We start from the raw sequence: 22,872 nt of genomic DNA, 5'->3' as shown, positions 1-22,872 counted from the left end.
TTTAGCACCTTTTACCGGCAATAGCAAGCAAAATTAAATTTTATCCCCCGGCTCATAAACATGATAGCCGCCCTTGCCGTTGTTTTTTACAACATATGCGGCCATGTCAGCCAAATGCACCAGTTCCTCAAAATCCTGTCCATGTTCAGGAAAATAACAGATGCCGACGCTGGCGGAAACGGTAACATCATCATAAGTAGTATGCAGAATACGGCATAATGCTTCGGCACGCTGCACTGTCGCCTCCGGTGACAGCCCGGGTACGTAAATGTAAAATTCATCGCCGCCAAAACGGCCGATAATATCTTCAGAACGGAAAAACTGCCGCAATTTCGCTGCCATTTCCTGTAAAACTTTATCGCCAGCCTGATGTCCCAGGGTATCGTTGACCGTCTTAAAATTATCCAGGTCCGTAAAAATGAAACTGCCAAACCCGCCGTCACGCAGCAGCGGTTCTACCACGGTCTTAAAGCCGGCTTTATTGTAAACGCCGGTCAACTGGTCCGTCCTGCTGATATCCTGCAACTTTTCTTTCTCCTGCATCTCCTCGTCGATATTTTCCAGCTTGCCTACCAGCCGTACTACTATCTCATCCTTGATAATGCGCTTGGCTCTGACCCTGAACCAGTGCTGTTCGCCATTGGCATAAGCAAGCAGCAGCTCAGTACTGTCAGACTGTTTGTTTTCTATAGCCTTCTGCATAAAGCACCTGATGGCGGCAGCATTTTCAGCAGCTCCCGCAGCAGTCAAAGGCTCCTTATTATCGGAACCAAGTTTAACAAAAGGCTCAAAGCCAAAGATCTTACGATACAGCGGCGACCAGGTGATCTGCTCAGGCAGGACCTCCACATCAAAAATTATTTCGTTAGAAGCCTGCACTAAAAGATCATAACGCTCTTTCTCCAGTTCTAATTCCTGAATGATCCGCTTTTGTTCGCTGATATCGACAATAACGCAGTACATCACTAAAACGCCGTCTTTATCAGTCCCTACGCTGCCACGGATCAAAACCGGTATATAATGCCCGTTTTTATGCAGCAGCCGCATCTCCAGATCGATTTTATCATGAAGATGCCAGACCCCATCCATTAAAGCCTGAAACTTAGGCGTATCCTCTTCGTAGATCAAATGCGCCCTCAAAAAAGACGGGACGTTTTCCAGTTCTTCTCTGGTATACCCGATCAGTTTTAAAAAACCGTCGTTAGCATAACGAATACAGAAACCCACATCATTCGCCAAAGTCAGCACACCGCCGTTGATATTATCGGCGATCTGCCGCAGGATCTCTTCCCGGTCAGCGATCTCGCGATGCGCTTCTTTATTTTCCAGCCATTTTTTTACAGCAAAAATACTCAGCAGCCACACAAAGAAAGCTATACCGATATTCAGGAAAATTATCCGGCTGCCGATCCAGCCTCCTGCTTTATCTACTTCTATGATGCAGCTGGCATTCGGCAGCTCGATATCATATTTCATCCCTCCTGTCATTGCCATTGCCGCCTGGTCAGAAGCAGCTATCGTCAGTTTGGCGCCGTTTTCTATTTTATACAGATGATAACGGTATTTCTGTCCCTGCAGTGCGGCAAAGTTGATATTCTGCAAGGCATATTTAGGACTTGCAGGGTTCATGTCCAAAGTTACAGCAACTAATCCCCAGGGAGAACCGTCAGTATTTTTCACGGCAACGCGTCCTGTCAGCACCAATTCATTGTCCTGAATCCTTCTGAACGGCCCTTCGATCACCAATTCACCCTGCCTTTGGTAAACCTTTCTGATCGCGTCATCCCTTTTGGGCTGCACCATCAGGTTTTTACCCAGAGCACTTTTATTGGTTTCATAAGGAAAACAATAGGAAATAACAGTTTTTTCAGGAATACCGCCCTGCAGCGGACCTTCCGCCATAGCCAAAGATACATTGATAATCAGGTCCATATCGTCAAAAGCTATACAGACATCGTTCATCCTCCGAATCCCAATCTCTGACATATTGCGAAACCCTTTTTCTGTTACCGCCATTTTAGTGCCTTTGGCATCCAGCATCCCCTGCTCAATCAACTCACGCAGAACAAAAGCATCGTCATAAAGATTCATCAGTTCATATCTGGTCTGAGAACCATAGCTTTCTGCCAGAAAGACCGCTCTTTCGCGGGTATATCTATAAGTATCATACAGGCTGCTGCCTGCGGCCAGAGCACAAAGCAACGCCGCTGCTAAACTGAACAGCAGGAAATATTTTTTATTATAACCACGTTTTTTCTCCATGTCCGGACTCCTCAATCTTTATCTTTCACTTTTGTTTTATTATAGCTCATTTTTACTTATTAAACACCAAGTATTTTTATCAAATAAATATTTACGCAGTTTTACTGTTGCTTTTCTGCACAGTAAAAAGCCTGCCGGCATATAATGCCGGCAGGCTTGAAGTTTTATAATCAGCCAAAAATCACTACTGCATCCTTGCATTTGATACGCAGCAAGGCTGTCTCAAAAACGCGGAATTCATGATTCAGCTTAGCAGAACCCATATAACCGGTAATAAGGTCCTGACCGATAACAAGATCCATATTCTGCGGTTCGGCGCAGACTAATACGGCTTTATTGAGACCCAACGCCGGAGTCATATATAATCCGCCGCCAACCAGGCTTTTGATGCGTTCGCTTTCCAGTAATCCAGTGCTGACCTGCAGGCGCTGTAATTGCGCATATAAGTCAGGGCTGACTGCTAAAGCATAACGGCCTCTCAAATTCTTGTCCGCAAAATGCTGCAGACCTTTAACTACATCGCTGAAAGCATTTTCATCCTTGCTCCAGTCTGTTTTTTTAACTTTAAAAGCACCTTCCGCTGTAGCCAGGCCTTCATAACCGGCTTTTGGATTACCTGCAAAGATCATCAGATCTTCTTTTTGCGCGCAGGCATTGGCAGCAGCGCTTACCGCTCCTAAATCGATCGGCATCCCGATCTGTTTGGCCTGTTCCATATCTCTCCAGGACAAAACAAAATCCCTGTAGATCATCGGCAGCTCTTTAAAGCTGCGGCCTGTAACTTTTACCGCTTCTTCTTCTTCACCAAAAAAGTCCACACTGCCTTTTTCAGCAGGAGTCAGCACATCTACGTTCACACTTTGTGCACCGGCGCCTAACGGTCCATAAATCTGTAAAAATTTACGTCCCACTAAAACATTTTTTGCCGCCTGAACCACAGCACTATCAATAGACTGCCATTGCTCGGCAGACAGATTAACATCATCGCGCATTAAAAATTCCATAACCATACCTCCTATTTATCCAGCAGGCTGCCTACGGTAGTCGCCTTATTAGTAACTTCCGTTTTGTCATCGGCAATACCGGCAGCTTTCATGCCCAGCCCTTCCAGCATTTCCTTAACTTCGCCTTCACCGGAAATAAAATGCTCTGCTTCAGCAGGATCGAGATAACGCAGCAAGGTCATCAATTCACCGACATGGGCTTTTTCTTCGTCACGAATGTCGGAAATGACCATTTTAGCCACTTCGTCATCAGTAGCCTGTACATGGGCATCATACAGGTAAATAGCTTCCAGCTCACCTGCAATATCCAGACGTACGGCTTGGATCAATTCTTCTTTAGTTAACTTTCTGTTGACATTACCTTGAAACGGGTTTGCAAAATTTGGCATTACTGCCACCACCTTTCAAAATTTTGATTTATTTGCAGTGTCTAATCGCAACAAATAAAAATTATCTTTTACTACATTATAGCACCAGGAATTTTAAAAAGCAATCAACTTTTCCAAGCCGGCCATTGCTTTAAATTCTCCTTATAGTTTTATTATAACACCGTCACGTTTTTCTACAAGCCCAAAACCTGCTTTCTGCCAGCTTTTTCGCACTTAAAACCTGTTTTTTTTGTTAAGATAATCATTTACAAAAACTAAAAAACAGCCGCCTCTTAAAGAAGCGGCTGTTTAAAAATCAGAAAAAACATTTTAGCAGCAGCACCCATACTGCCGGAATAAACAGCGCCGGCAGCATATTGAGCGTCTTAAACTTTTTCAATTCTAAAATCGCAAAGCCGGAGCTCATAATAAAGACTCCGCCGATAATTGAAATTTCCGTCATCAGCTCGGCTGTCAGAAACGGCGCCAGCCAGCCGGCCAGCAGATAGATCGATCCCTGCCAGCAAAACAGTACTGCCCCGGCCAGAGCGATGCCGATACCATAAGCGGAAGCTAAAACCATCGAAGCTACAAAATCCAGCGTAGCGTTAGTAAAAAGATAAGTATTATTATCATGCAGAGCACTTTCTATCGGTCCCAGGATCGACAATGTCCCGATACAGAAAAGCAGTATCGCCGTAGACAACCCCTGTCCCAGGTCAGAGCCGCCCTTGAGTCGCCCTGCCAGCCGCTGAAAGCGGCCGTCAATATCAAGCAGAGTTCCGATAATACTGCCTACAGCCAGACTGAGGATGAACAGGACCGGAAATCTGCTGTGCGGCATATTACTGACTACCGCATTGGCGCCCAATCCGACGGTCGCCAGTCCCAATGCGTCAAATAAAGCTTTTTTATAATTTTCTTTGATCCCCTGTCTGAAAATACTGCCCAGCAAACTGCCGGCAATGATGGTGCCCGTATTGACGATGGTACCCAGCATGCTTTCATTCCCCCATTGATCGTGCTTCATTTTTCTTTATACTCTAATATTATATGCGTTTCAATGACGATGCACAACTACAGTAATTCACCGTAACGCCGGATATAGAGTTTTTTCATAACTGTAGCCAGGATCATATAGGCCAATATGATGGCGGCCAGCCAGCCAAAATAATCAGCAGGCAGCGACGCCAGTCCTATAGCATGTCCCAGCGGGGTAAAAGGGATCACTGTCAGTACCGCGATACCGATAAAAGTGAGAAAAGTCACCGGCGCTGAAGCATGGCTCTGCAGGAACGGGATCTTCGGCGTCCTGATCATATGGATGACCAGCGTCTGCGACCACATAGACTCTACGAACCAGCCCGCCTGAAAAACAGCGATATACAAAGCCTGCTGTGCCGGATCGTTCAGCTCGTGGAACAAATGGCCGCCGACAGCAGCCGGGCAAATAATGAAGTACATGAGCGCATAGGTCACGATGTCGAAAACAGAACTGGTCGGCCCGATCCAGATCATAAAATTACTGACGCTGGAAGCATCCCATTTTCTGGGTCGGGTCAGGAATTCCCTGTCCACATTGTCCCAAGGGATCGCCGTACAGGAAATATCGTAAATCAGATTCAGCAGAATCAAATGGATCGAAGCCATTGGCAGAAATGGTAAAAAGGCGCTGGCGACCAAAACGGAAAACATATTGCCAAAATTGGACGAAGCCGTCATCTTGATATATTTGATCATATTGGCATAAGTTTTGCGTCCTTCCAGAATCCCTTTTTCCAGGACCAGCAGGTCTTTTTCCAGTAAAATGACGTCTGCCGATTCCTTGGCAATATCCACAGCCGTATCTACGGAAATCCCTACATCAGAAGCCTTCATCGCCGCCGCATCATTGATGCCGTCGCCAAGATAGCCTACAGAATGTCCATTTTCACGCAGCAGCCGCACGATCCTGGCCTTCTGGGCCGGCGCTAATTTAGCAAAAACCGTGGTAGTTTCCGCTGCTGCCGCCAGCTCTTCGTTGCTCATCGCTTCTACTTCAGAACCCAGCAGCATTTTTTCTGCAGTCAGCCCTACATGCCGGCACACACATTTGGTGACCTTCTCATTGTCCCCGGTCAGTATTTTTACCGCAACGCCATGTTCCTGCAGCGCTTTGATCGCCGCCGCAGTCGTTTCTTTAGGAGGATCGAGGAAGGCCAGATAGCCGATCAGGACCATTTCCTTCTCATCAGCTACGGAAACAGCGCCGACAGGCGAAGGATTGGTTTTCTGCGCTACAGCAATGACCCGCATACCATCGTCATTGAGCTCGTCAACCTTCTCCATGACCAGCTTTTTCATTGATGCCGTCAGCGGCACTACGCGCCCTGCATATTCGACAAAAGACGAGATATTCAGCATTTCTTCCACAGCGCCCTTGGTGATCATCTGCGTTTTACCGTTTTTATCTTCTACTACCACGCTCATCCGGCGGCGTTCAAAATCAAAAGGTATCTCATCGACCTTCTGATAGAATTTTTCCAGATCGCCTAACTGGTCTTTATTTTCTTCCTCTTCCAGTTTCGTCCTGCTGATGATGGCAATATCCATCAGATTCTTTAACCCGGTCTGATAAAAGCTGTTTAAAAAGGCATGCCGCAAGACCCGCGGCGCTTCCTTGCCTTCAACATCCAGATGATATTCCAATACGACCTTATCCTGGGTCAGAGTACCTGTCTTATCAGTGCAGAGAATATCGATCGAGCCCAGGTTCTGGATAGAATTTAAATTTTTGATGATAACTTTTTCCCTGGACATCGATACCGCACCTTTAGCCAGGCAGGTCGTCACGATCATCGGCAGCATTTCCGGCGTCAGGCCTACGGCAACCGAGATCGCAAACAAAGCCGCGTTCATCCAGTCGCCTTTTGTAAAGCCGTTAATGAACAGAACTACCGGCACCATCACTAGCATGAAGCGGATCAAAACCCAGGAAACGGAATTGACGCCTTTTTCAAAACTGGTTTGCGGCGGTTTGCTGTTCAAGGCCCTGGCCATTTCTCCCAGCAACGTATCGTTGCCCACGGCCACAACGACTCCTACCGCCGTACCGCTGATAACATTACTGCCCATAAAGGCCAGATTAGGAGATTCTGTCACGGAATCCGACGCGCCGCCCAGGCCGGGATATTTCTCTACCGGTTCACTTTCGCCGGTCAGAGCCGACTGACTGATGAACAGATCCTTGGCAAAGATGATTCGAATGTCAGCCGGCACCATATCGCCAGCCGATAAATGCACCAGATCACCTACGACGACTTCGTCCAGCGGCAGTTCCTGCCGCCCCGTATCCAGTCTTTCCACACAGGTCGTAGTTTCGATCAGCGCCGATAATTTAGCGGCCGCATTGCCGCTTCTCGTTTCCTGCACGAACCGCAGAGTACCGGAAATCATTACCATCGTCGTAATAATGAGGACTGTCACAGCATCTTCTTCACCCGGATCGGCCATCCAGATATCCGTAACCGCTGATACAACTGCCAGAGCAAGCAAAATCATCGTAAACGGATTAACAAAGGCTTTACAGATACGCATCAGCAGCGATTCTTTTTTACCATGCGTCACGATATTATCGCCATACCGCCCGCGCGCCTGCTCCACCATACCGGACGGCAGCCCTTTGCCAGTAGTCTCCAAATGCTTCAGAACTGCATGCACCTCATGAGAGGAAGCAAAACGCAGCCTTTCATTGACCTTCTCACGATGCAGGATCTCCTGCGGGTTATTTTTTAAAAACATTAATTTCTTTTTCATTGTTCTCTACCTCCTTACAGTTTTACTGCATACTTTCAGGAAAGTAGGACACACAACGAAAAGACAAAGTATTTATATGTAATTGTCGTGGAAGAACAGACGCCCTGAAAGCAGACTGCTTCCTGATCCTTCGCCTTTTGGTTTTATGCCCCTACTGCCTCCTGCGTCCATTCTTCTCACCTCACTTTTTCGCTAAAATATCTATAATCAAAATTCTGCGGCGGGCCGCGGCAAATAAAAAAACCGCGTCAATGCTTAAACAAAGACGCGGGTAACAAAACAAAATTACCTTGCAGTTCAATCAGAACCGGCCCTGTTCAAGCTTTAACTCCACAGGGCGATGAAATTGCGTTAGATTATGCCTTGTTGTCGACATAGCCTGTTCAAACCTTCTCATGGTGTCTCCACCACTCCGCGGCAGCAATCCGTATCCCTATGGTAGCCTCACCTACCAGAATCTCCAGTTCCTAAATTATATATTGTCTTATTAAAATTTGTCAATACTTTATTTTAAAATTATATTTTCTCTATGTTCTTAGATGCTCTTGCTCAAATTTCAAACAGCTTGCTTCATAGCCAGCGATTTTTGTATCCAGACGCTCCAGCACTGACTGCATTTCAATAATTTTATCCGCCAGCTGCTGCCGCTGCTCTATCAAAAGCGCCTTGCGCGCACTGATCGTACTGTTTCCCTGCCGAAACAACGCTACATATTCTATCAGCATTTCGACAGGGATACCCACCCCGCGCATACATTTAATAAACCCTACCCAGTTGCAGGCAGTCTCATCATAATCACGGATACCGCTATTACTGCGCCTGACCGGCGGTATCAAACCGATCCGTTCATAATAGCGCAATGTATCAGCAGTCAGGCCAAACATTTTACTAACTTCGGCAATCGTCATAGAGCAACACCTCCTCTTACGGTTATTCTAACACCTGGAGTCAACTCTAAGTCAAGCAATAATTTATTTTCCCGGCTCCGCTTAAAACAAGCTCTTCCCGTGCCAAAACAGCGTCAGCAGCAGGTATAAAACAGGCTGATGCAGAAGATAGACCAGCAAAGACCGTCGGCCGCATAAACTCAGGCAGCGGCTGCCCCAGCTGAATATCTCCGGTAAAACGCCCTGTTCTGTACAGCAACGCCAGCTGTAATAGCCGGCCAGATATAAAAAGAACCAGGGCAGCAGCGAAAAATAATCACTGGAAGCAAAACCGGCTTCCGTAAAGCCCACATAAGTAGTCAGCTTATTTAAATACAGCTGTTCCGGCAGTTTCAACAAATTCCATTGTTCAAAGCCTAAATAGCCGTCGTTGATATTGCGGGTAATGCCAAACAAAGCTCCGCTCACAGCAACGCCCCAGCCCGCCCTCACTCTGCTCAGCTGCCGTTCCAGCAGCGTCAGCAGCAGCATGGCTGAACCAAGGAAAAACAAAACGCCAAAAGTCACCGCCTGCCGCGGTACAAAAACATGAGTTGCGACCAGCACCAACATACTGCCGGTCAAAACCTGCAAAGCCCTGCGTACAGGCCTTTTTCCCAAAGGCCAGCAAAAGCCCGAAAGAAAAATAAAACGCCAGCAAATACTTTGCTGCCACCAATAAAACAAATCATCATGAAACCAGGGCAGCTCCTGCTCAAACAGATATACCAGATCCCACAGATAATGATAAACGATCATTTCCAGCAGCAGCAGACCCCGCAGACTGTCCAGCAAAGCATATCTTGTTTTCTTAATCTGCTCCGCCATAACGACCCCTCCCCAGCACTTAAATTCAAGCCAATACTTTAGAGAGCCAGTTTCGCACTTCTGCCTGCGCCGACATGGCTTCCGCTCCGCGAACAGCCAGTCCCGACATGATCTCCGCCTGACGGCAGGCGGCAGTAATATCCTTAAGGCTCCGCCCCAGACCGCTGCCTTCATGGGTACAGAAAGGATAGAGGCGCAGATGCTGCCAATTGTATTTTTCTAAAAAGGTCAGCACTGCCATCGGCACAGTGCCCCACCAGATAGGATAGCCTAAAAATATTCCTCCATAGCCCTCCAGCGATTGCGGGCAAGCCGACAATCTCGGTCGGGAAGCATTGCGCTGTTCCTTTTGGGCCAGTGCGCTCAACGCCTGATAACCAGCAGGGTACGGCGTGACCGTTTCCAGCTCCCAGGTTTGACAGCCAGTCTGTTCTTTAAGTATTTCAGCAACGCGCTTCGTATTACCGACAGACAGATATATAGTTTTACCGCCGCTGTAATTTTCACCGGCATGCGAAAAATAGACGATCAGATTCTTTTCTTTTGCAAAGCTCATCTGTCTTGCTCCTTTTTAAGAGTAACACCTAAAGTTAACTCCAAATCAAGATCCAGGTAAAAAATTACTCTGTTCTATCATTATATAATACTTTCCGGCAGATGACAGTGATTCAAATAAAAAAAACCTTCAAGATTAATCTCGAAGGTTTTATGCTTTAATTGGTGCGAGTGACAGGAGTCGAACCTGCACGCCGAAGGCGCTAGATCCTAAGTCTAGTGCGTCTGCCAGTTCCGCCACACTCGCAAACAGGCAAAAAAAATGGTGATCCACCCGCGACTCGAACGCGGGACACCCTGATTAAAAGTCAGGTGCTCTACCGACTGAGCTAGTGGATCACATTGGCTGGGGCGGCTGGACTCGAACCAACGCATGCGGGAGTCAAAGTCCCGTGCCTTACCGACTTGGCTACGCCCCAAGGATAGAAAACAGGATAATTATGGGGTGACTGGAGGGGATCGAACCCTCGAGTAACGGAGCCACAATCCGCCGTGTTAACCGCTTCACCACAGCCACCAAATTGTCCAAACTTAATAGCTTGGCGACGAATGTTATTCTACCATAGCCACTAGTTTCTGTCAATCTTTTTTATAAACTTTTTTACATTTACTGAAGGGCTTATTGCCTGCAGACAGCGATCGCTTCGATTTCCACTTTAACGCCTTTAGGCAGCCCGGCAACCTGCACGCAGGAACGTGCCGGAGCGTTTTCGGCAAATTTTTCGCCGTAAATACTGTTGACAACGCTGAAATCTTCCATATCCGTCAGAAAAACCGTAGTTTTTACGACATCGTCAAAGGTCAAACCAGCTGCAGCCAGTACGCCCTCCATATTTTTCAGCACTCTGATCGTCTGTGCTTCAACACCTTCGTCCACTACTTCGCCTGTTTCCGGTACCAAAGCTATCTGACCGGACATATACAGCATACCATTGGCCTGTACAGCCTGAGAATACGGCCCGATAGCGGCCGGTGCTTTTTCAGTATTGATGATTTTTTTCATTTGAAACACCTCCATATTGATCCTCATTATAAATAAAATTTTCAGCTTTTATTATCAGCAGCAAAATAAGCCTGTGCCCAGGCCAGTGCCGTCGGGGTCTGCGCCAGGCCGCCTTCCGCTGTTTCTTTCAGCGTGCACGGCAGCCGGTCACCGACGGACTTCATAGCATCGATCGCCTCGTCGGCAGGAATAAAGCTGGTGATACCGGCCAGAGCCAGTTCAGCCGCCAACAAAGCCTGCGCCGCCGCACCGCCGTTGCGTTTGATGCAGGGTACTTCTACCAGGCCGGCCACAGGATCGCACACCAGACCCAGCATATTTTTGAAAACTATTGCCACGGCATGGCCTACCTGCTCCGGCGTTCCACCCAGCACATCTACAGCGGCTCCTGCCGCCATAGCGGCGCCGCTGCCGCACTCGGCCTGACAACCGCCCATGGCGCCCGACAGCGAAGCACGGTTGGCTATCACCAGGCCGATATTACCTGCCACTACCAGGGCTTCAGCCATTTGCCGCTCGTTCAGCGCATAATGTTTTTTCAGCGACAGCAATACGCCAGGCAGGACACCGCTGGCACCTGCCGTCGGAGCGGCAACGATGCGCCCCATGGCCGCATTACATTCGCCCACGGCCATGGCATAAGCCACAGCGTCATTCACCACGCCGCCCAAAAGATTTTTATACGTTTCCGTCTGACCGGCTTCCATCAGCTTTTTCGCAGCCCCACCGGTCAGACCGCTGTGCGAACGCACTCCCGTCAGACCAAAGGCTGCCGATGTTTCCATCACCTGCAGCATTTCCTGCATCTGAGCCAGGATCTCTGCTTCACTTCTTTCAAGCTCTTCACTGCTGAGCTGCAGCAGATAAGTATGCAAAGGTACTCCCTGAGCTGCTGCGGCTTCGATCCAGATTCTTAAAGAAATTTTCTCGTTAATCACGCTGCACCTCACAAAACATTACGAATGAACCGTACCGACTGCATAGGTTCCAAAGCAGCCACCAGATTGATGATTGGCTCCGGCACTACCTGGTCACATTCGATGACCATCGTTGCCAGTCCGCCTTTATTGGCCCTGAACACCCGCATCCCCGCAATGTTGATGCCGGCACTGGCCAAAGCGCTGCTGACCAGGGAAATGACCCCCGGCTTATCCTTATGCAGGGTCAGGATCGCCGGCAGTTTGCCGCTCAATTCTACGGCAGCACCGTCGATAGACGTTACCAGGACCTGCCCCCCGCCGATAGAAGAACCAATGACCTCGCATTGCCTGCCGTCGGCAGCGGTCAATTTAAAATAAACCGTATTGGGATGAGTCAGATCGCCTAAATTGATCGTCGAAAATTCATATTCCAACCCCTGCTCCCGCGCAAACTCCATCGCCTGCGGGATCCGCGCATCATCAGGCAGCCAGCCCATCAGTCCCGCAAGCAGCGCCATATCCGTACCGTGGCCACGGTACGTCTGGGCAAAGCTGCCGTGCAGGGCGATCTGTGCCTTTACCGGCCAGGCGCCCAGAATACTGATCGCCAGCAGCGACAGACGTACGGCGCCCGCAGTATGCGAACTGGACGGACCGATCATCACCGGACCGATAACATCGAATATATTCATAATAACCTCACTGTTTTTACTATTCCGCGCCCTTATTCCACATTATCCAGCGAACGATGCGCTAATCCGACACACAGCTCGTTGAGATTGAGCACGCCTACCGCCATATAAATGGCCACGCACAGATGCTCGCCGCAGCGGGCAATACCGATCTTGCCGCCCACATTGAAGCCCAGCGCCTTGGTTTTAACCTGCTCTAAAGCCGCATGGGCAGCCCCTGCTACCGCACCGGCACCCACGTGCGTATCCGAAACGAGCCCCTGCCTCTGAGCCGCCACTACGGCACGTTCAACGATCTTGACAATCGACGGGATAAATTCTCCGCCAAAATCCACCGCCGTTGAACGAATCCCATGTTCAGCCAGCTCCTGCTTGACCCGCTGCTCTTCGGTACGCGAACCGGTCACAGCTATTTTTAAGGCCGCACGGCCAATTTCGATACTGGTGAGTTTGCTGTCGGTCATAATATCAAGCCTCTTCTTCTACATATTCGGGTACTTTGATCGGAGTTTTATCAATAACCGCTACTGCCAGGAAGGTCACGATACAAATCAGCCATTCAAAATAAATAACATGCTGCAGCACATGCAGCGCCGGCACAAATTCCCAGACTACCAGGCCCAAAAGCCCGACCAGCGTCGTATAAAAAGCACTGCTTCTGCGGCAGAGTCCCGGCGCGAACACCGTAAATAAAAATACGCAGGTCAGCGCGGTCGTCATCGACAGACCGGCGATCATGGTCTTCAAAATACCAGCGGCATTAAAAGCAAACCACAGGGTTATCAGGCCGACGCCAAAAATCGTCAGCCGGTTGACCGTGACAAATTTTTCATCACTGACCGAGGGATTGATAAAACGCTTGTAAATATCCTGACTGAACAAAGTTCCCGCTCCCAGAAGGATCGTGCAGGCCGTAGAAACGTCAGCCGCCCACAATGCTGCCAGCGTCGTGCCGGAAGCCACCGGATTCAGGCTCATAACGACCTTCGGCAGCGCCATCGTCGCCGTAATATCGGGGAAGGAAACCTTGGCCACGATACCCAGCAGCGCACATAAAAAACCGATCGGAAAAATAAGGATACCGCCTAAAATAAATCCCTTGCGGGCAGTTTTGGCGTCACGGGCGCCGCAGGCTATCTGTACAGGCCCCTGCGCCGTGATCGCCTGCGTGATCATAACGATAAACCAGCCGATAATGACCGCCAGCGGGATCCCCGCTAAAGGATCGAACCAGTCCAGCGTTGGCGGCAACTGCGCTGTAATATTCCCGATACCGCCGGCATTATTGACAGCGGCAACGCAGGAATACAGCACGCCTAGATAGATCAGGCAGACACTGACGATATTGGAAAGACCGGAAGACCACAAGCCGCCGATCAGGGTAATGCCGATGAAAACGACGGCGCTCATCATCATGCCGCCTTTAAAGCTGAAAATATCAGGCAGCAGCGAAGCCAGAATCGCCCCGCCAGCCAAATACTGCAGCGCCGTAATAACAGACATGATGATGACAAGACCGACAGCACTGATGACACGGCCTTTGGTATCATAGTATTTTTCAAAAAATTCGGGAATCGTAGAAATCTTCATGGCTCGCAGCTTACCTGCGGCCACCAGCCCCATAATGATAGCGCCTGCCGCCCAGGCCGCATTATACCAGCCTGCCGCCATACCTACTTTAAAAGCATTCTCGGCCACGCCCACTGTCGAAGCCGCGCCTACGGCAAGCCCCGTAATATTGACCGCGATCAGAACCGGCCCCAGCTTGCGCCCGGCAAACAAATATTCCGCTGAGCCTTTATCGGCCCGCCGTTTCACATAAAAACTGATCCCAAACAAAAGCGCGATATACACGCACACGATAATCAACTGAATAGACAAATTCCACACTACCTTTCTACGCTGCTGCTTAATAAAACCAAATCCGCGCCTGCATCGGCGCCTGCTGCCATCCTACCCTCCTACCCCTTCAAGTATGGATATAATTATATCAATTTTCTGCTGCAAAGTGAAGTAAAACAGCTTTTAAAAATACTTTTTTACTTTCTTTACGTCATTTATATCAGTTGGCGGTCTTGTAAAATTTTTTATAGTTTCCTGCCCACAACAAGGATTTTAGCTTTTTATGTCGAATGTAAAAAAGATTACAGAAGATTTATTTATCTGAAATTCCCCAACAAGCGAGGTTTAAACTTATGTATTCTTATAAAACCAGCGGTACCTGCTCCCAGCAGATCAATTACGATATCATTGACGGTAAAGTACACAATGTTACTTTTGTCAACGGCTGCCCCGGCAATCTCCAGGCTATCGGCATCCTGGTCGAAGGGCTTCCCGTTGAAGAGGTTGCCGCAAAACTACGCGGCATTCGCTGCGGCAACCGCAGCACCTCCTGTGGCGACCAGCTGGCCCTGGCTCTGGAGCAGCATCTGCACAAATAACAGCTAAAGCAAAATTTTAAGGAAAGGAGGGCACCTGCAATGTATAAGATCCTCAAAAGTACACCCAACGGTATTGATGAATTTGAACTTGAACAATTAGAAAAGGGCTGCTGGATCGACATTGTCAGTCCCTCGCCTGAAGAACTGCATGAAATAGCAGCCGCCACAAATATCCAGCTGGATTTTCTGACGGCCGCACTGGACGAAGAAGAAAAATCACGTATCGAGACCGAAGACGACCAGATCCTGATCCTGGTCGACATTCCTTTTCTGCGCAGCAACAAGGACTACGACACCCTGCCGCTCGGCATTATTATCGCCGAAGATTTCATTGTTACGGTCTGTCTGGAGCCTAACGCCGTTGTTGCCGATTTCTCTTCTTATAACCACCGTTTCTTCAGCACCTTCAAAAAAACGCGCTTCCTGTTCCAGATCCTTTATAAATCAGCGACCTTATATCTGAAATATATCCGTATCATCATTAAACGTACTGATGAACTGGAGCAGCATCTGCGTAAATCCATGGAAAATTCCGAGCTCTTCAATCTGCTGGATCTCCAAAAATCCCTGACGTATTTTACGACCTCACTGCGCAGCAACTACATCGTTACCGAAAAGCTGCTGCGGCTGCGTTCCACAAATCAGTCCGGACATCTGATCAAGCTCTACGAAGAAGACGAAGATCTTCTGGAAGACGTTATCATCGAATACAAGCAGGCCATCGAAATGGTTGAAATGTACAGTCACATTCTTAACAGCATGATGGAAGTATTCGCCTCCATCATCAGCAACAACCTGAACCTGGTCATGAAATTCCTGGCTTCTGTAACCATTATCCTGGCGATCCCCACAACGATCGGCGGCTTATGGGGCATGAACGTACCGGTCCCCATGGAAGGCAACGAATTCGGTTTCGTTACCATCACCTCCATCGCCCTGCTGATTTCTGTAGGCACAGGCTACTGGCTGTGGAAACGCCGTATGTTTTAGGAGGGCCTTATGTCTAAAATACTAGCAGAACAATTACTCGCCGGTATCATTCTCGGCGACAACGATAATCAGGAATACATTTATCTTCCCGGCGGCGAAGTTGGCAGTGACAGCCCCTGCTGCATTTTTGAAAGCAAGGCCGAACGTCAGGACCTGCCGCTGGAAGAAGCCGTCGAACAGGTCAAGCGCCTGCATCTAAAACCCGTGGTACATCCGGAAATGGGACGCCGCTCTTATTGAAGCAAGCAATTAAAACACCGCTGCCTTAAGGTTTAAGGCAGCGGTGTTATTTTTATGTTATTCATTTTTGTATATAACGTTCCCAAAATACCTGCGGCGGCAAAGGTTTATCAAAATAATAGCCCTGACCAAACTGACAGCCAAGTTTTTGCAAAACTTTGAGTTGCTCTTCTGTTTCAATCCCCTCTGCCAGCGTCAGCGTATCACCAAACTCGCGGCACATCGACACTGCCGCTTTAAACAGGATCTGCGTTTTGGGATTGTCAACGATACTGTCTGTCAGACTTTTATCAAATTTCACCGTATCAAAATGTACTTGTGACAGCAGCTCCAGATTAGAAAAGCTGGTGCCGAAATCATCCATGGAAATGCTGAACCCCGCCTCATGCAGACGGCTTATTAAATCTACCAGCAAATTTTTTTCCAGTAAACCAAAGCTTTCTGTGATCTCTACATCTATCAGACCGGGGTCGATACCATATTCTCTGCAGGTTTCAATACTGTTTTTAATGATATCCTCCGCGATCAGCGTTACCCGCGACACATTCACAGACACTTTAAAAGGCTCGGCACCCTGCTCGCGCCACTCTTTCAACAGCTGGCAGACCGTCTTCAAGACAAAAGTATCGATATAATTTATCAGACCGTTTTTTTCATATTCAGGAATAAAATTATCCGGCGCTACTACATTGCCCTGTTCGTCAAATTTCCTGACTAAAGCTTCGGCCCCATCCAGCAGTCCTGTCTGTAAATTTATCTTGGGCTGCAGATAAACTGTAAATCTGCCTGCCGCTATTTCTGCCAGCAGCCGGTGCGCTCTTTCCGCCTTATAATTGTAATCAGCGTCCAGCCTTGCATAACCTGATGACTTGCCTGCTTCCATGACCGCGTTGACCTGGGACACTTTTCTGTAAATATCGTCGCAGTCATCACACCATAAGCTGCCTAAAGCGACCCTGAACCCCGGTTCCGCATTAAATTTACTTTTCAGCGACGCTACTTTTGCTTCAAAATCAGTCTTACTGTCATCGATAGCCAAACAGATAAACTCATCGCTGCCGATCCGAAAAGCATTGCTTCCAAAAACACTCCTTGCCAGCTCTGCTATTTTGACTAAAACCTTATCCCCGGACTGGTAACCTTTAGTGGCATTGATATTGCGCAGGCCATTGATATCCATATCAACGATACCTATCCGGGAGATTTTTTTCTCTTCTATTTCTCTTAAAATGCTGTTATATTTTTCCCTATTATATAAGCCTGTCAGATTATCGACCCAGCGAATCTGTTCCAGCTTACGGTCCAGATATTTTTTCTGCTGTTCCAGCTCATCTTCTTTGAAATTATATAAAATTTCAAAACGCAGCCGGCGTCCCATATAATTGAAGAGGATACTCTTAACCTGCAAATAACGCTGTACCGACGGCTGGTATATTTCTTCCACAAACAGACGCTCCGTTGTCAGCTGGCTGTTGCGGCAAAACCTGCACTGCCGGTCCTGTCCCTGCAAAAATTCGTAACACTTTTTCCCACAATAGCTCTCGTCGTCATAAGCCATCTGCAGCATTTCCTTAGCGTAATTATTCATGTAAACAATTTCGCAGGTATCAACATCAATCAGATAGATCGCTCTGGCTGTCTCTGTCCGCGCTATGCGGGGAAACTGGTCGAATCCCATCATTTCTGAGTTCATTTCCACACCTCTTCTATAAATATTACAATCCCAATACTTTTACTTTTGTTTAAAAAGCTTTCTTTGTGCTATTGATTTTTAACAATATTAAAAGTTTCTATTTTGTTTATCTGTTTGTATTATAGCATTATTATAAATTATATTCAATATTTTTGATTTTATATAACAATTTCATTTATTGTAAAATAAAAAGGCGTTATGTATATAATACATAACGCCTTAAAAACTATTATTATTTTATTACAATGACGGGTACTCCGGCTTCTTCGACCACTGTCTTACTGACGCTGCTTTTTAAAAGCCCTTCCAGCGCACCAAAACCGCGGCTGCCGATCACGATGCTGTCACAGCTTTCGCGCCGGCTCAGTTTGATTATTTCTTCGGCAGGTCTGCTGCCGACAGCCAGTAAATAATCACAGGGAATATCCTGTTTATCCATCAAATGTTTCGCGGCTCCCAGAACTTCATTACCGATCTGCATCACAGGCCCGTTGGCACTGTAGACCAGCTCTTCTTCCAGCGGTGCGCCGCCAACAGCTTTAATCCCCGGCTTAACGACCGTCAAAATAACCAGGTGTCCACCCGACAGTTTGGCCAGCGAAGCGGCATATTCCATGGCTCGCCAGGAATATTCAGTCCCGTCGATAGGTACGAGGATTTTCTTTAACATGTTCATCATCCTTCATTAAAACTTTAAATATGACCTTATTTTACGATCAGTACCGGTACAGTTGCATACTGAGAAACCTTGGAGCTGACGCTGCCCAGGAAAAATTCAGCAATACCGCTGAGTCCGCGGCTGCCCAAAACGATTGCGTCCACTTCTGCTTTTTTTGATAAAGCAATGATACGCTCGGACGGATGACCTACTTCCATATCGTATTCGACTTTATGCGGATAGGAGCCAACCATTTCCCTGGCCAGTTCCAAAACCTTATCGCCGACTTTTTCCAATTCGCTGTTGCCCTGGTTGATCGTTGCATGATCAAGAGGAACCGCTAAAAGCGCTGCATTATTATAAGGCTGGATGACATTCACTACCAGGATCTCGCTCTCGAATTTTTTACCGATCTCCAACGCATTATTCAATGCGCGCCATGCGGTTTCAGAACCGTCTACAGGTACTAAGATTTTTTTAAACATAATTCGCACCTCCCGCTATATTAACTGCTCTTAGAATCTTCAAAATCAATAATACAATTATTGGTTTTACTGTTAATTTCTCTTTTTAAAGCCTGAATTCCTGCTAAAGACCAATTATTTAACTTTATTTTTTTTCGCCTGATGCTTAAGTGATTTTTTACTCACTTTTTTGATCTCCGACGGCGCCGGAGCATCATCCATGCTGCCGCCTCTGCCAAAACGGTAATACAGCAGCATCAATCCCAAAGCCAGCATCGGCAAAGCACCAACGACATAACGGTATTCTGCCGGCGCCGTGATCGTCAGAAAATCGTAACCGATGATAGCTACCGGCACAAGAATGATCTGAGCATAACGGCTGGCAGAACTGGCAGTGCCCAGCAAACGAATCACCAGCCCATAGGCCAGAAAGGCTACGGCAAAAGAAACAAAAGACATAAAGCATAAGAAAATGAAAAATTCCATAACAGCTCTCCTCGTTTAACGTTCTTCCCTGTCATAAGGCAGCCCCAGCGCCTGAGGCGCTGCCAGCCGTCCACCCTTCCGGGCCAGGACCAAAATCAAAACCACGATCGTAAAAATATACGGCAGCATATTCAGAATAAAAACAGATACCGGCAGGCCGATGACCTGCAGATGAAACCCCAGCGCGTCGATACCGCCGAAAAGATACGATCCCAGCAGAGCGCGCCAGGGGTCCCATAAGGCAAAAATCACCAGGGCCACCGCGATCCAGCCGCGCCCGGCCGTCATATTTTCCAGCCAGCAGGGAGCATAAGCCAGTGACAGATACGCACCGCCCAGCCCGGCCAAAGCACCGCCCATAACCACGTACACATAGCGCAATCGGAAAACATTGACGCCGACAGCGTCAACAGCCGCCGGATTTTCACCCAACGCCCTCATAAACAGCCCGGCCCGGGTACGATAGAGATAAAAGGCAGCAGCAGGCACTAAAAGATAGCTGAGATACACCAGCAGATCCTGCCTGAACAGCACAGGCCCCAGCACCGGGATCTCACTGAGCCCCGGCAGGGCCAGCTTGCTGAAAACAACGGTCGCCTGCTGTCCCACATAATCCAGGCCCAGATAACCTGATAAGCCTGTGCCAAACAAGGTCAGAGCCAAACCGCTGACGACCTGGTTAGCCCTCAGGGTGACTGTCAGAAAAGCATGTATCAACGCCATCAGCGAGCCAGCCAGCAGCGCCATGCCTACGCCGCACCACAGGCTGCCCGTCTGCTGAGCGGCAATAAAGCCGGCACAGGCACCCACCAGCATCATGCCGTCCACACCCAGATTGGTAACACCGGCCCGTTCAGAAATCAGCTCGCCCAGTGCGGCAAATAAAATCGGCGTCCCGGCCGTGATCGAGGCGGCTAAAATTGAAATGAGCAAAGTCTCATTCATGCTCTTCGCCTCCTTCATCTTTGATCAGACGCAGCTGATAATTGGTGAAGATATCAGCGCCGACAACAAAGAATAAAATAGCGCCCTGCAGCATTGTTGCCACCGCAGAAGGTATCCCCAGCGTCTGTACCATAAAACCGCCGACATGGATGATCGCAAACAGAAACGCCACTACGATGATCGCCGCCGGATGCAGACGCGCCAGCCAGGCCACAATGATCGCCGTATAACCATATCCGGGACTGATGCCCGGCTGCAGCTTACCGACGATACCGCTGACCTCGATCATGCCGCCCATACCGCAGATAGCGCCGCTGAGCAGCATCACCAGTAAAACGTTCCGGGGAATATTGATGCCCGCATAACGGGCGGCAGTAGGATTGGAGCCGATGACCAGCGTCTCGTAACCCCAGCGGGAATCTCGGAAAACTACAGCCAAGACTGCCGCTAAAACAAATACGATAATGATACCGGCGTGTACGCGCAAATCACCGAAAGCCGGCAGAAGCGCCGCCTCACTGAAGGCTGCTGTCAGCGGGAAATTCAGGCCTTTGGGATCGCGCCAGGCACCGTAGACCAGATAATTGACCCATAAAATAGCAATATAATTCATCATCAGCGTCGTGATCAGCTCGCTGACCAGCCACTTGGTTTTGAACCAGCCTGCCAGCAGACCCCAGAGTCCGCCAGCCGCAGCTCCCAAAAGCAGCATACCCGGCAGCATGACATAAGCAGGCAGCTCAGGAAAGGTAAGCGGCAGCCAGCTGGCCGCACAGGCACCCATATAAAACTGACCCTCCGCACCGATGTTCCAGATCTGCATCCGAAAAGCGACAGCGATACCTAAACCGCACATCGCCAGCGGGATCATTTTGACGATTGTTTCCGAAATACCATACTCAGAACCTAAAGCGCCGCTGAACATAGCGTAATAGACCTCAAAAGGATCACGCCCCGTTACTGCAAAAAAGATGCCGCAGAAAACCAACGCCGCCAAAGCTGCCGCTACCGGCACCAGCGAACGCATCAGCGAGCTGGGAGCCAGACGTTTTTCCATGACCAGTTTCATACGTCCGCACCTCCCGTCTCGGTAATACCCGCCATCAAAGCGCCGATTTTTTCTGTGTCCATTGCACTGACAGGGAATTCACCTAAAATCTGCCCGGCAAACATCACGCCGACCCGGTCAGCCAGCTTGGCAATTTCCTCCAGTTCTTCCGACACCAGAATGATCGCCGTCTGTTCCGCTTTCAGCTGCAAAAGCAGCTTGTGCACCGCTTCGATAGCGCCTATATCCAGACCGCGCACCGGATACAGTACGATCATCAGCCTGGGTTTAGCGGCTATCTCCCGTCCCAGCAGCAGCTTCTGCAGATTGCCGCCGCTCATCATCTTCACCGGCTGGAAGATCGACCCCAGCTTCACGTCAAAGTCTTCGACGATACGTTTGGTAGCCGCTATGGCAGCTTCGCGCCTGATCCGCCAGCCTTGGGAAAATTTGCCGTCATATTCCTTCAAAATCACGTTATTGACCGAGTCCAGATTCGGCACCAGTCCCATACCCAGACGGTCCTCGGGCACATAGCTGATACCGGCCTCGATCATTTGCTTCGGTTTTTTATTGGTAAGATCCTGTCCGTAAAAAATGATCTTCCCGCCCATTGACGGCCGCAGACCGGCCAGCACCTCAGCCAGCTCCCTCTGTCCGTTGCCCGAGACCCCCGCGATACCGTAGATCTCGCCGGCCCTGACCTCCAGGCTGACATTATTCAGTCCCATCGTGTTCATATCGTTAAGAGCTGAAACCTGCTGCAGCTGCAGCACGGTCTCGCCGCAGTGCTCACAGTTTTTTTCGTAGGTATTCAGCACCTCACGCCCGATCATCATCTGCACCAGCTGACCGCGCTGCATATTGGCCTTATCGGCACTGCCGGTCACGCAGCCGCCGCGCAAAACCGTGACCCGGTCGGCCAGCGCTTCCACTTCATTCAGCTTATGCGAAATAAAAACGACAGCACAGCCGTCATCCGCCATTTTGCGCAGATTGACGAACAGCTCGCGGGTCTCCTGCGGCGTCAGCACAGCTGTCGGTTCGTCCAGGATCAGTACCCGGCTGCGGTGATACAGCATCCGCAGGATCTCTACCCGCTGTTTTTCGCCTACGCCCAGCTGCCAGACATAGGCCCGCGGATCGACCCGCAGACCGTATTTCTCGCCCAGACTTTCAATATCAGCCACGATCTGCTCCGGCTTCAGCAAAAATCCGCCTTTGCTCTGGCTCAAAACAATATTTTCAGCTACCGTAAAAGATTCGATCAGCTTAAAATGCTGATGCACCATGCCGATGCCGCTGGCAATAGCGTCAGCAGGCGAAGTAAATCTTACTTCTTCGCCATTGACCAGGATGCAGCCTTCCGTAGGCTTATAAAGTCCCGTAAGAATACTCATCAAAGTACTTTTGCCGCTGCCGTTCTCACCCAGCAGCGCATGTATCTCACCGGGATACAAGTCCAGATCTATTTTATTGTTGGCGATAACGCCGGGAAACCGTTTCGTTATCTGCCGCATACTGATAAGAGGCAAGGTCATGACTTTGCTCCGT

At 48.9% G+C, this 22,872-nt stretch carries 23 protein-coding genes, 4 tRNA genes and 1 riboswitch; of the genes, 3 read left to right on the top strand and 24 right to left on the bottom strand.

The window, feature by feature from the left end; genetic code table 11:
* Positions 1 to 33: 33 nt before the first annotated feature.
* The 17 genes from Q4G98_RS04270 to Q4G98_RS04190 form a co-directional block, all read right to left on the bottom strand.
* The gene (locus Q4G98_RS04270; protein ID WP_298565963.1) at positions 34 to 2,262 is read right to left on the bottom strand and encodes a diguanylate cyclase; all 2,229 of its coding nucleotides are present in this window, start codon (positions 2,260 to 2,262) and stop codon (positions 34 to 36) included.
* Between the two features lie 170 nt (positions 2,263 to 2,432).
* Positions 2,433 to 3,266 carry a family 1 encapsulin nanocompartment shell protein gene (locus tag Q4G98_RS04265; protein WP_177560346.1) on the bottom strand — a complete coding sequence of 278 codons (834 nt, stop codon included), beginning with the start codon at positions 3,264 to 3,266 and terminating at the stop codon, positions 2,433 to 2,435.
* Between the two features lie 11 nt (positions 3,267 to 3,277).
* A complete protein-coding gene (locus tag Q4G98_RS04260; protein WP_021718117.1) occupies positions 3,278 to 3,655 on the bottom strand; it encodes a demethoxyubiquinone hydroxylase family protein in 378 nt (125 codons plus the stop codon).
* A 295-nt stretch (positions 3,656 to 3,950) separates the two neighbouring features.
* Positions 3,951 to 4,634 (bottom strand): DUF554 domain-containing protein, encoded by a 684-nt coding sequence (locus Q4G98_RS04255; RefSeq protein WP_366917028.1) that lies wholly within the window; start codon positions 4,632 to 4,634, stop codon positions 3,951 to 3,953.
* A 77-nt stretch (positions 4,635 to 4,711) separates the two neighbouring features.
* The gene (gene mgtA / locus Q4G98_RS04250) at positions 4,712 to 7,429 is read right to left on the bottom strand and encodes a magnesium-translocating P-type ATPase (protein ID WP_298565954.1); all 2,718 of its coding nucleotides are present in this window, start codon (positions 7,427 to 7,429) and stop codon (positions 4,712 to 4,714) included.
* Positions 7,430 to 7,734: 305 nt separating this feature from the next.
* Positions 7,735 to 7,892: riboswitch (M-box (ykoK) riboswitch) on the bottom strand.
* A gap of 64 nt (positions 7,893 to 7,956) precedes the next feature.
* A complete protein-coding gene (locus Q4G98_RS04245) occupies positions 7,957 to 8,337 on the bottom strand; it encodes a MerR family transcriptional regulator (protein WP_177560351.1) in 381 nt (126 codons plus the stop codon).
* A gap of 81 nt (positions 8,338 to 8,418) precedes the next feature.
* Positions 8,419 to 9,183, bottom strand: a complete 765-nt coding sequence (locus Q4G98_RS04240; RefSeq protein WP_298565950.1) for a heparan-alpha-glucosaminide N-acetyltransferase domain-containing protein — start codon at positions 9,181 to 9,183, stop codon at positions 8,419 to 8,421.
* A 25-nt stretch (positions 9,184 to 9,208) separates the two neighbouring features.
* Positions 9,209 to 9,739 carry a flavodoxin gene (locus Q4G98_RS04235; RefSeq protein WP_301961849.1) on the bottom strand — a complete coding sequence of 177 codons (531 nt, stop codon included), beginning with the start codon at positions 9,737 to 9,739 and terminating at the stop codon, positions 9,209 to 9,211.
* Positions 9,740 to 9,901: 162 nt separating this feature from the next.
* A tRNA-Leu gene (locus tag Q4G98_RS04230) sits at positions 9,902 to 9,985 on the bottom strand.
* 16 nt (positions 9,986 to 10,001) lie between these two features.
* A tRNA-Lys gene (locus Q4G98_RS04225) sits at positions 10,002 to 10,077 on the bottom strand.
* Between the two features lie 4 nt (positions 10,078 to 10,081).
* Positions 10,082 to 10,157: transfer RNA gene (locus Q4G98_RS04220), tRNA-Gln, on the bottom strand.
* 22 nt (positions 10,158 to 10,179) lie between these two features.
* Positions 10,180 to 10,255: transfer RNA gene (locus Q4G98_RS04215), tRNA-His, on the bottom strand.
* A 102-nt stretch (positions 10,256 to 10,357) separates the two neighbouring features.
* Positions 10,358 to 10,741 (bottom strand): RidA family protein, encoded by a 384-nt coding sequence (locus Q4G98_RS04210; protein WP_293546739.1) that lies wholly within the window; start codon positions 10,739 to 10,741, stop codon positions 10,358 to 10,360.
* A 41-nt stretch (positions 10,742 to 10,782) separates the two neighbouring features.
* The gene (gene sdaAA / locus Q4G98_RS04205; RefSeq protein WP_298563343.1) at positions 10,783 to 11,679 is read right to left on the bottom strand and encodes an L-serine ammonia-lyase, iron-sulfur-dependent, subunit alpha; all 897 of its coding nucleotides are present in this window, start codon (positions 11,677 to 11,679) and stop codon (positions 10,783 to 10,785) included.
* An 8-nt stretch (positions 11,680 to 11,687) separates the two neighbouring features.
* Complete coding sequence (gene sdaAB, locus Q4G98_RS04200; protein ID WP_293661151.1) at positions 11,688 to 12,353, bottom strand: L-serine ammonia-lyase, iron-sulfur-dependent subunit beta; 666 nt, start codon at positions 12,351 to 12,353, stop codon at positions 11,688 to 11,690.
* 32 nt (positions 12,354 to 12,385) lie between these two features.
* Positions 12,386 to 12,817 (bottom strand): HutP family protein, encoded by a 432-nt coding sequence (locus tag Q4G98_RS04195; protein WP_177560361.1) that lies wholly within the window; start codon positions 12,815 to 12,817, stop codon positions 12,386 to 12,388.
* Positions 12,818 to 12,821: 4 nt separating this feature from the next.
* On the bottom strand, positions 12,822 to 14,234 hold the full coding sequence (locus Q4G98_RS04190) for a sodium:solute symporter family protein (RefSeq protein ID WP_177560363.1): 1,413 nt from the start codon (positions 14,232 to 14,234) through the stop codon (positions 12,822 to 12,824).
* 314 nt (positions 14,235 to 14,548) lie between these two features.
* Here Q4G98_RS04190 and Q4G98_RS04185 point away from each other — a divergent pair, with 314 nt between their 5' ends.
* The 3 genes from Q4G98_RS04185 to Q4G98_RS04175 are packed head-to-tail and all read left to right on the top strand — an operon-like array spanning position 14,549 to position 16,024.
* The gene (locus Q4G98_RS04185) at positions 14,549 to 14,794 is read left to right on the top strand and encodes a TIGR03905 family TSCPD domain-containing protein (protein ID WP_298563338.1); all 246 of its coding nucleotides are present in this window, start codon (positions 14,549 to 14,551) and stop codon (positions 14,792 to 14,794) included.
* A gap of 39 nt (positions 14,795 to 14,833) precedes the next feature.
* Positions 14,834 to 15,784 (top strand): magnesium transporter CorA family protein, encoded by a 951-nt coding sequence (locus Q4G98_RS04180; protein ID WP_177560367.1) that lies wholly within the window; start codon positions 14,834 to 14,836, stop codon positions 15,782 to 15,784.
* Between the two features lie 9 nt (positions 15,785 to 15,793).
* Entirely contained in the window at positions 15,794 to 16,024 is a 231-nt protein-coding gene (locus Q4G98_RS04175; RefSeq protein ID WP_298563335.1) for a hypothetical protein, read from the top strand.
* A 61-nt stretch (positions 16,025 to 16,085) separates the two neighbouring features.
* Here the strand turns inward: Q4G98_RS04175 and Q4G98_RS04170 are convergent, their stop codons facing one another.
* From Q4G98_RS04170 to Q4G98_RS04140, 7 genes are all read right to left on the bottom strand, one after another.
* Positions 16,086 to 17,717, bottom strand: coding sequence for an EAL domain-containing protein (locus Q4G98_RS04170; RefSeq protein ID WP_298563332.1), 1,632 nt, complete (start codon positions 17,715 to 17,717; stop codon positions 16,086 to 16,088).
* 232 nt (positions 17,718 to 17,949) lie between these two features.
* Complete coding sequence (locus tag Q4G98_RS04165) at positions 17,950 to 18,387, bottom strand: universal stress protein (protein WP_177560373.1); 438 nt, start codon at positions 18,385 to 18,387, stop codon at positions 17,950 to 17,952.
* Positions 18,388 to 18,422: 35 nt separating this feature from the next.
* On the bottom strand, positions 18,423 to 18,860 hold the full coding sequence (locus Q4G98_RS04160) for a universal stress protein (RefSeq protein ID WP_177560375.1): 438 nt from the start codon (positions 18,858 to 18,860) through the stop codon (positions 18,423 to 18,425).
* 114 nt (positions 18,861 to 18,974) lie between these two features.
* Complete coding sequence (locus tag Q4G98_RS04155) at positions 18,975 to 19,325, bottom strand: hypothetical protein (protein WP_293717505.1); 351 nt, start codon at positions 19,323 to 19,325, stop codon at positions 18,975 to 18,977.
* Positions 19,326 to 19,340: 15 nt separating this feature from the next.
* Positions 19,341 to 20,270: an ABC transporter permease gene (locus Q4G98_RS04150; RefSeq protein WP_177560379.1), complete on the bottom strand. Its 930-nt coding sequence runs from the start codon at positions 20,268 to 20,270 to the stop codon at positions 19,341 to 19,343.
* Complete coding sequence (locus Q4G98_RS04145) at positions 20,263 to 21,339, bottom strand: ABC transporter permease (RefSeq protein WP_293661159.1); 1,077 nt, start codon at positions 21,337 to 21,339, stop codon at positions 20,263 to 20,265. Before Q4G98_RS04145 ends, Q4G98_RS04150 begins: the two co-directional genes overlap by 8 nt.
* Entirely contained in the window at positions 21,336 to 22,859 is a 1,524-nt protein-coding gene (locus Q4G98_RS04140; protein WP_298563328.1) for an ABC transporter ATP-binding protein, read from the bottom strand. The genes Q4G98_RS04145 and Q4G98_RS04140 overlap by 4 nt, the downstream gene beginning before the upstream one ends.
* Between the last annotated feature and the right edge of the window lie 13 nt (positions 22,860 to 22,872).

The sequence above is a fragment of the uncultured Phascolarctobacterium sp. genome (genome assembly GCF_958349595.1).
Classification (GTDB): domain Bacteria; phylum Bacillota; class Negativicutes; order Acidaminococcales; family Acidaminococcaceae; genus Phascolarctobacterium.
Note: the sequence above shows the minus strand (reverse complement) of the source record. Positions and strands in the feature narration are given on the sequence as shown.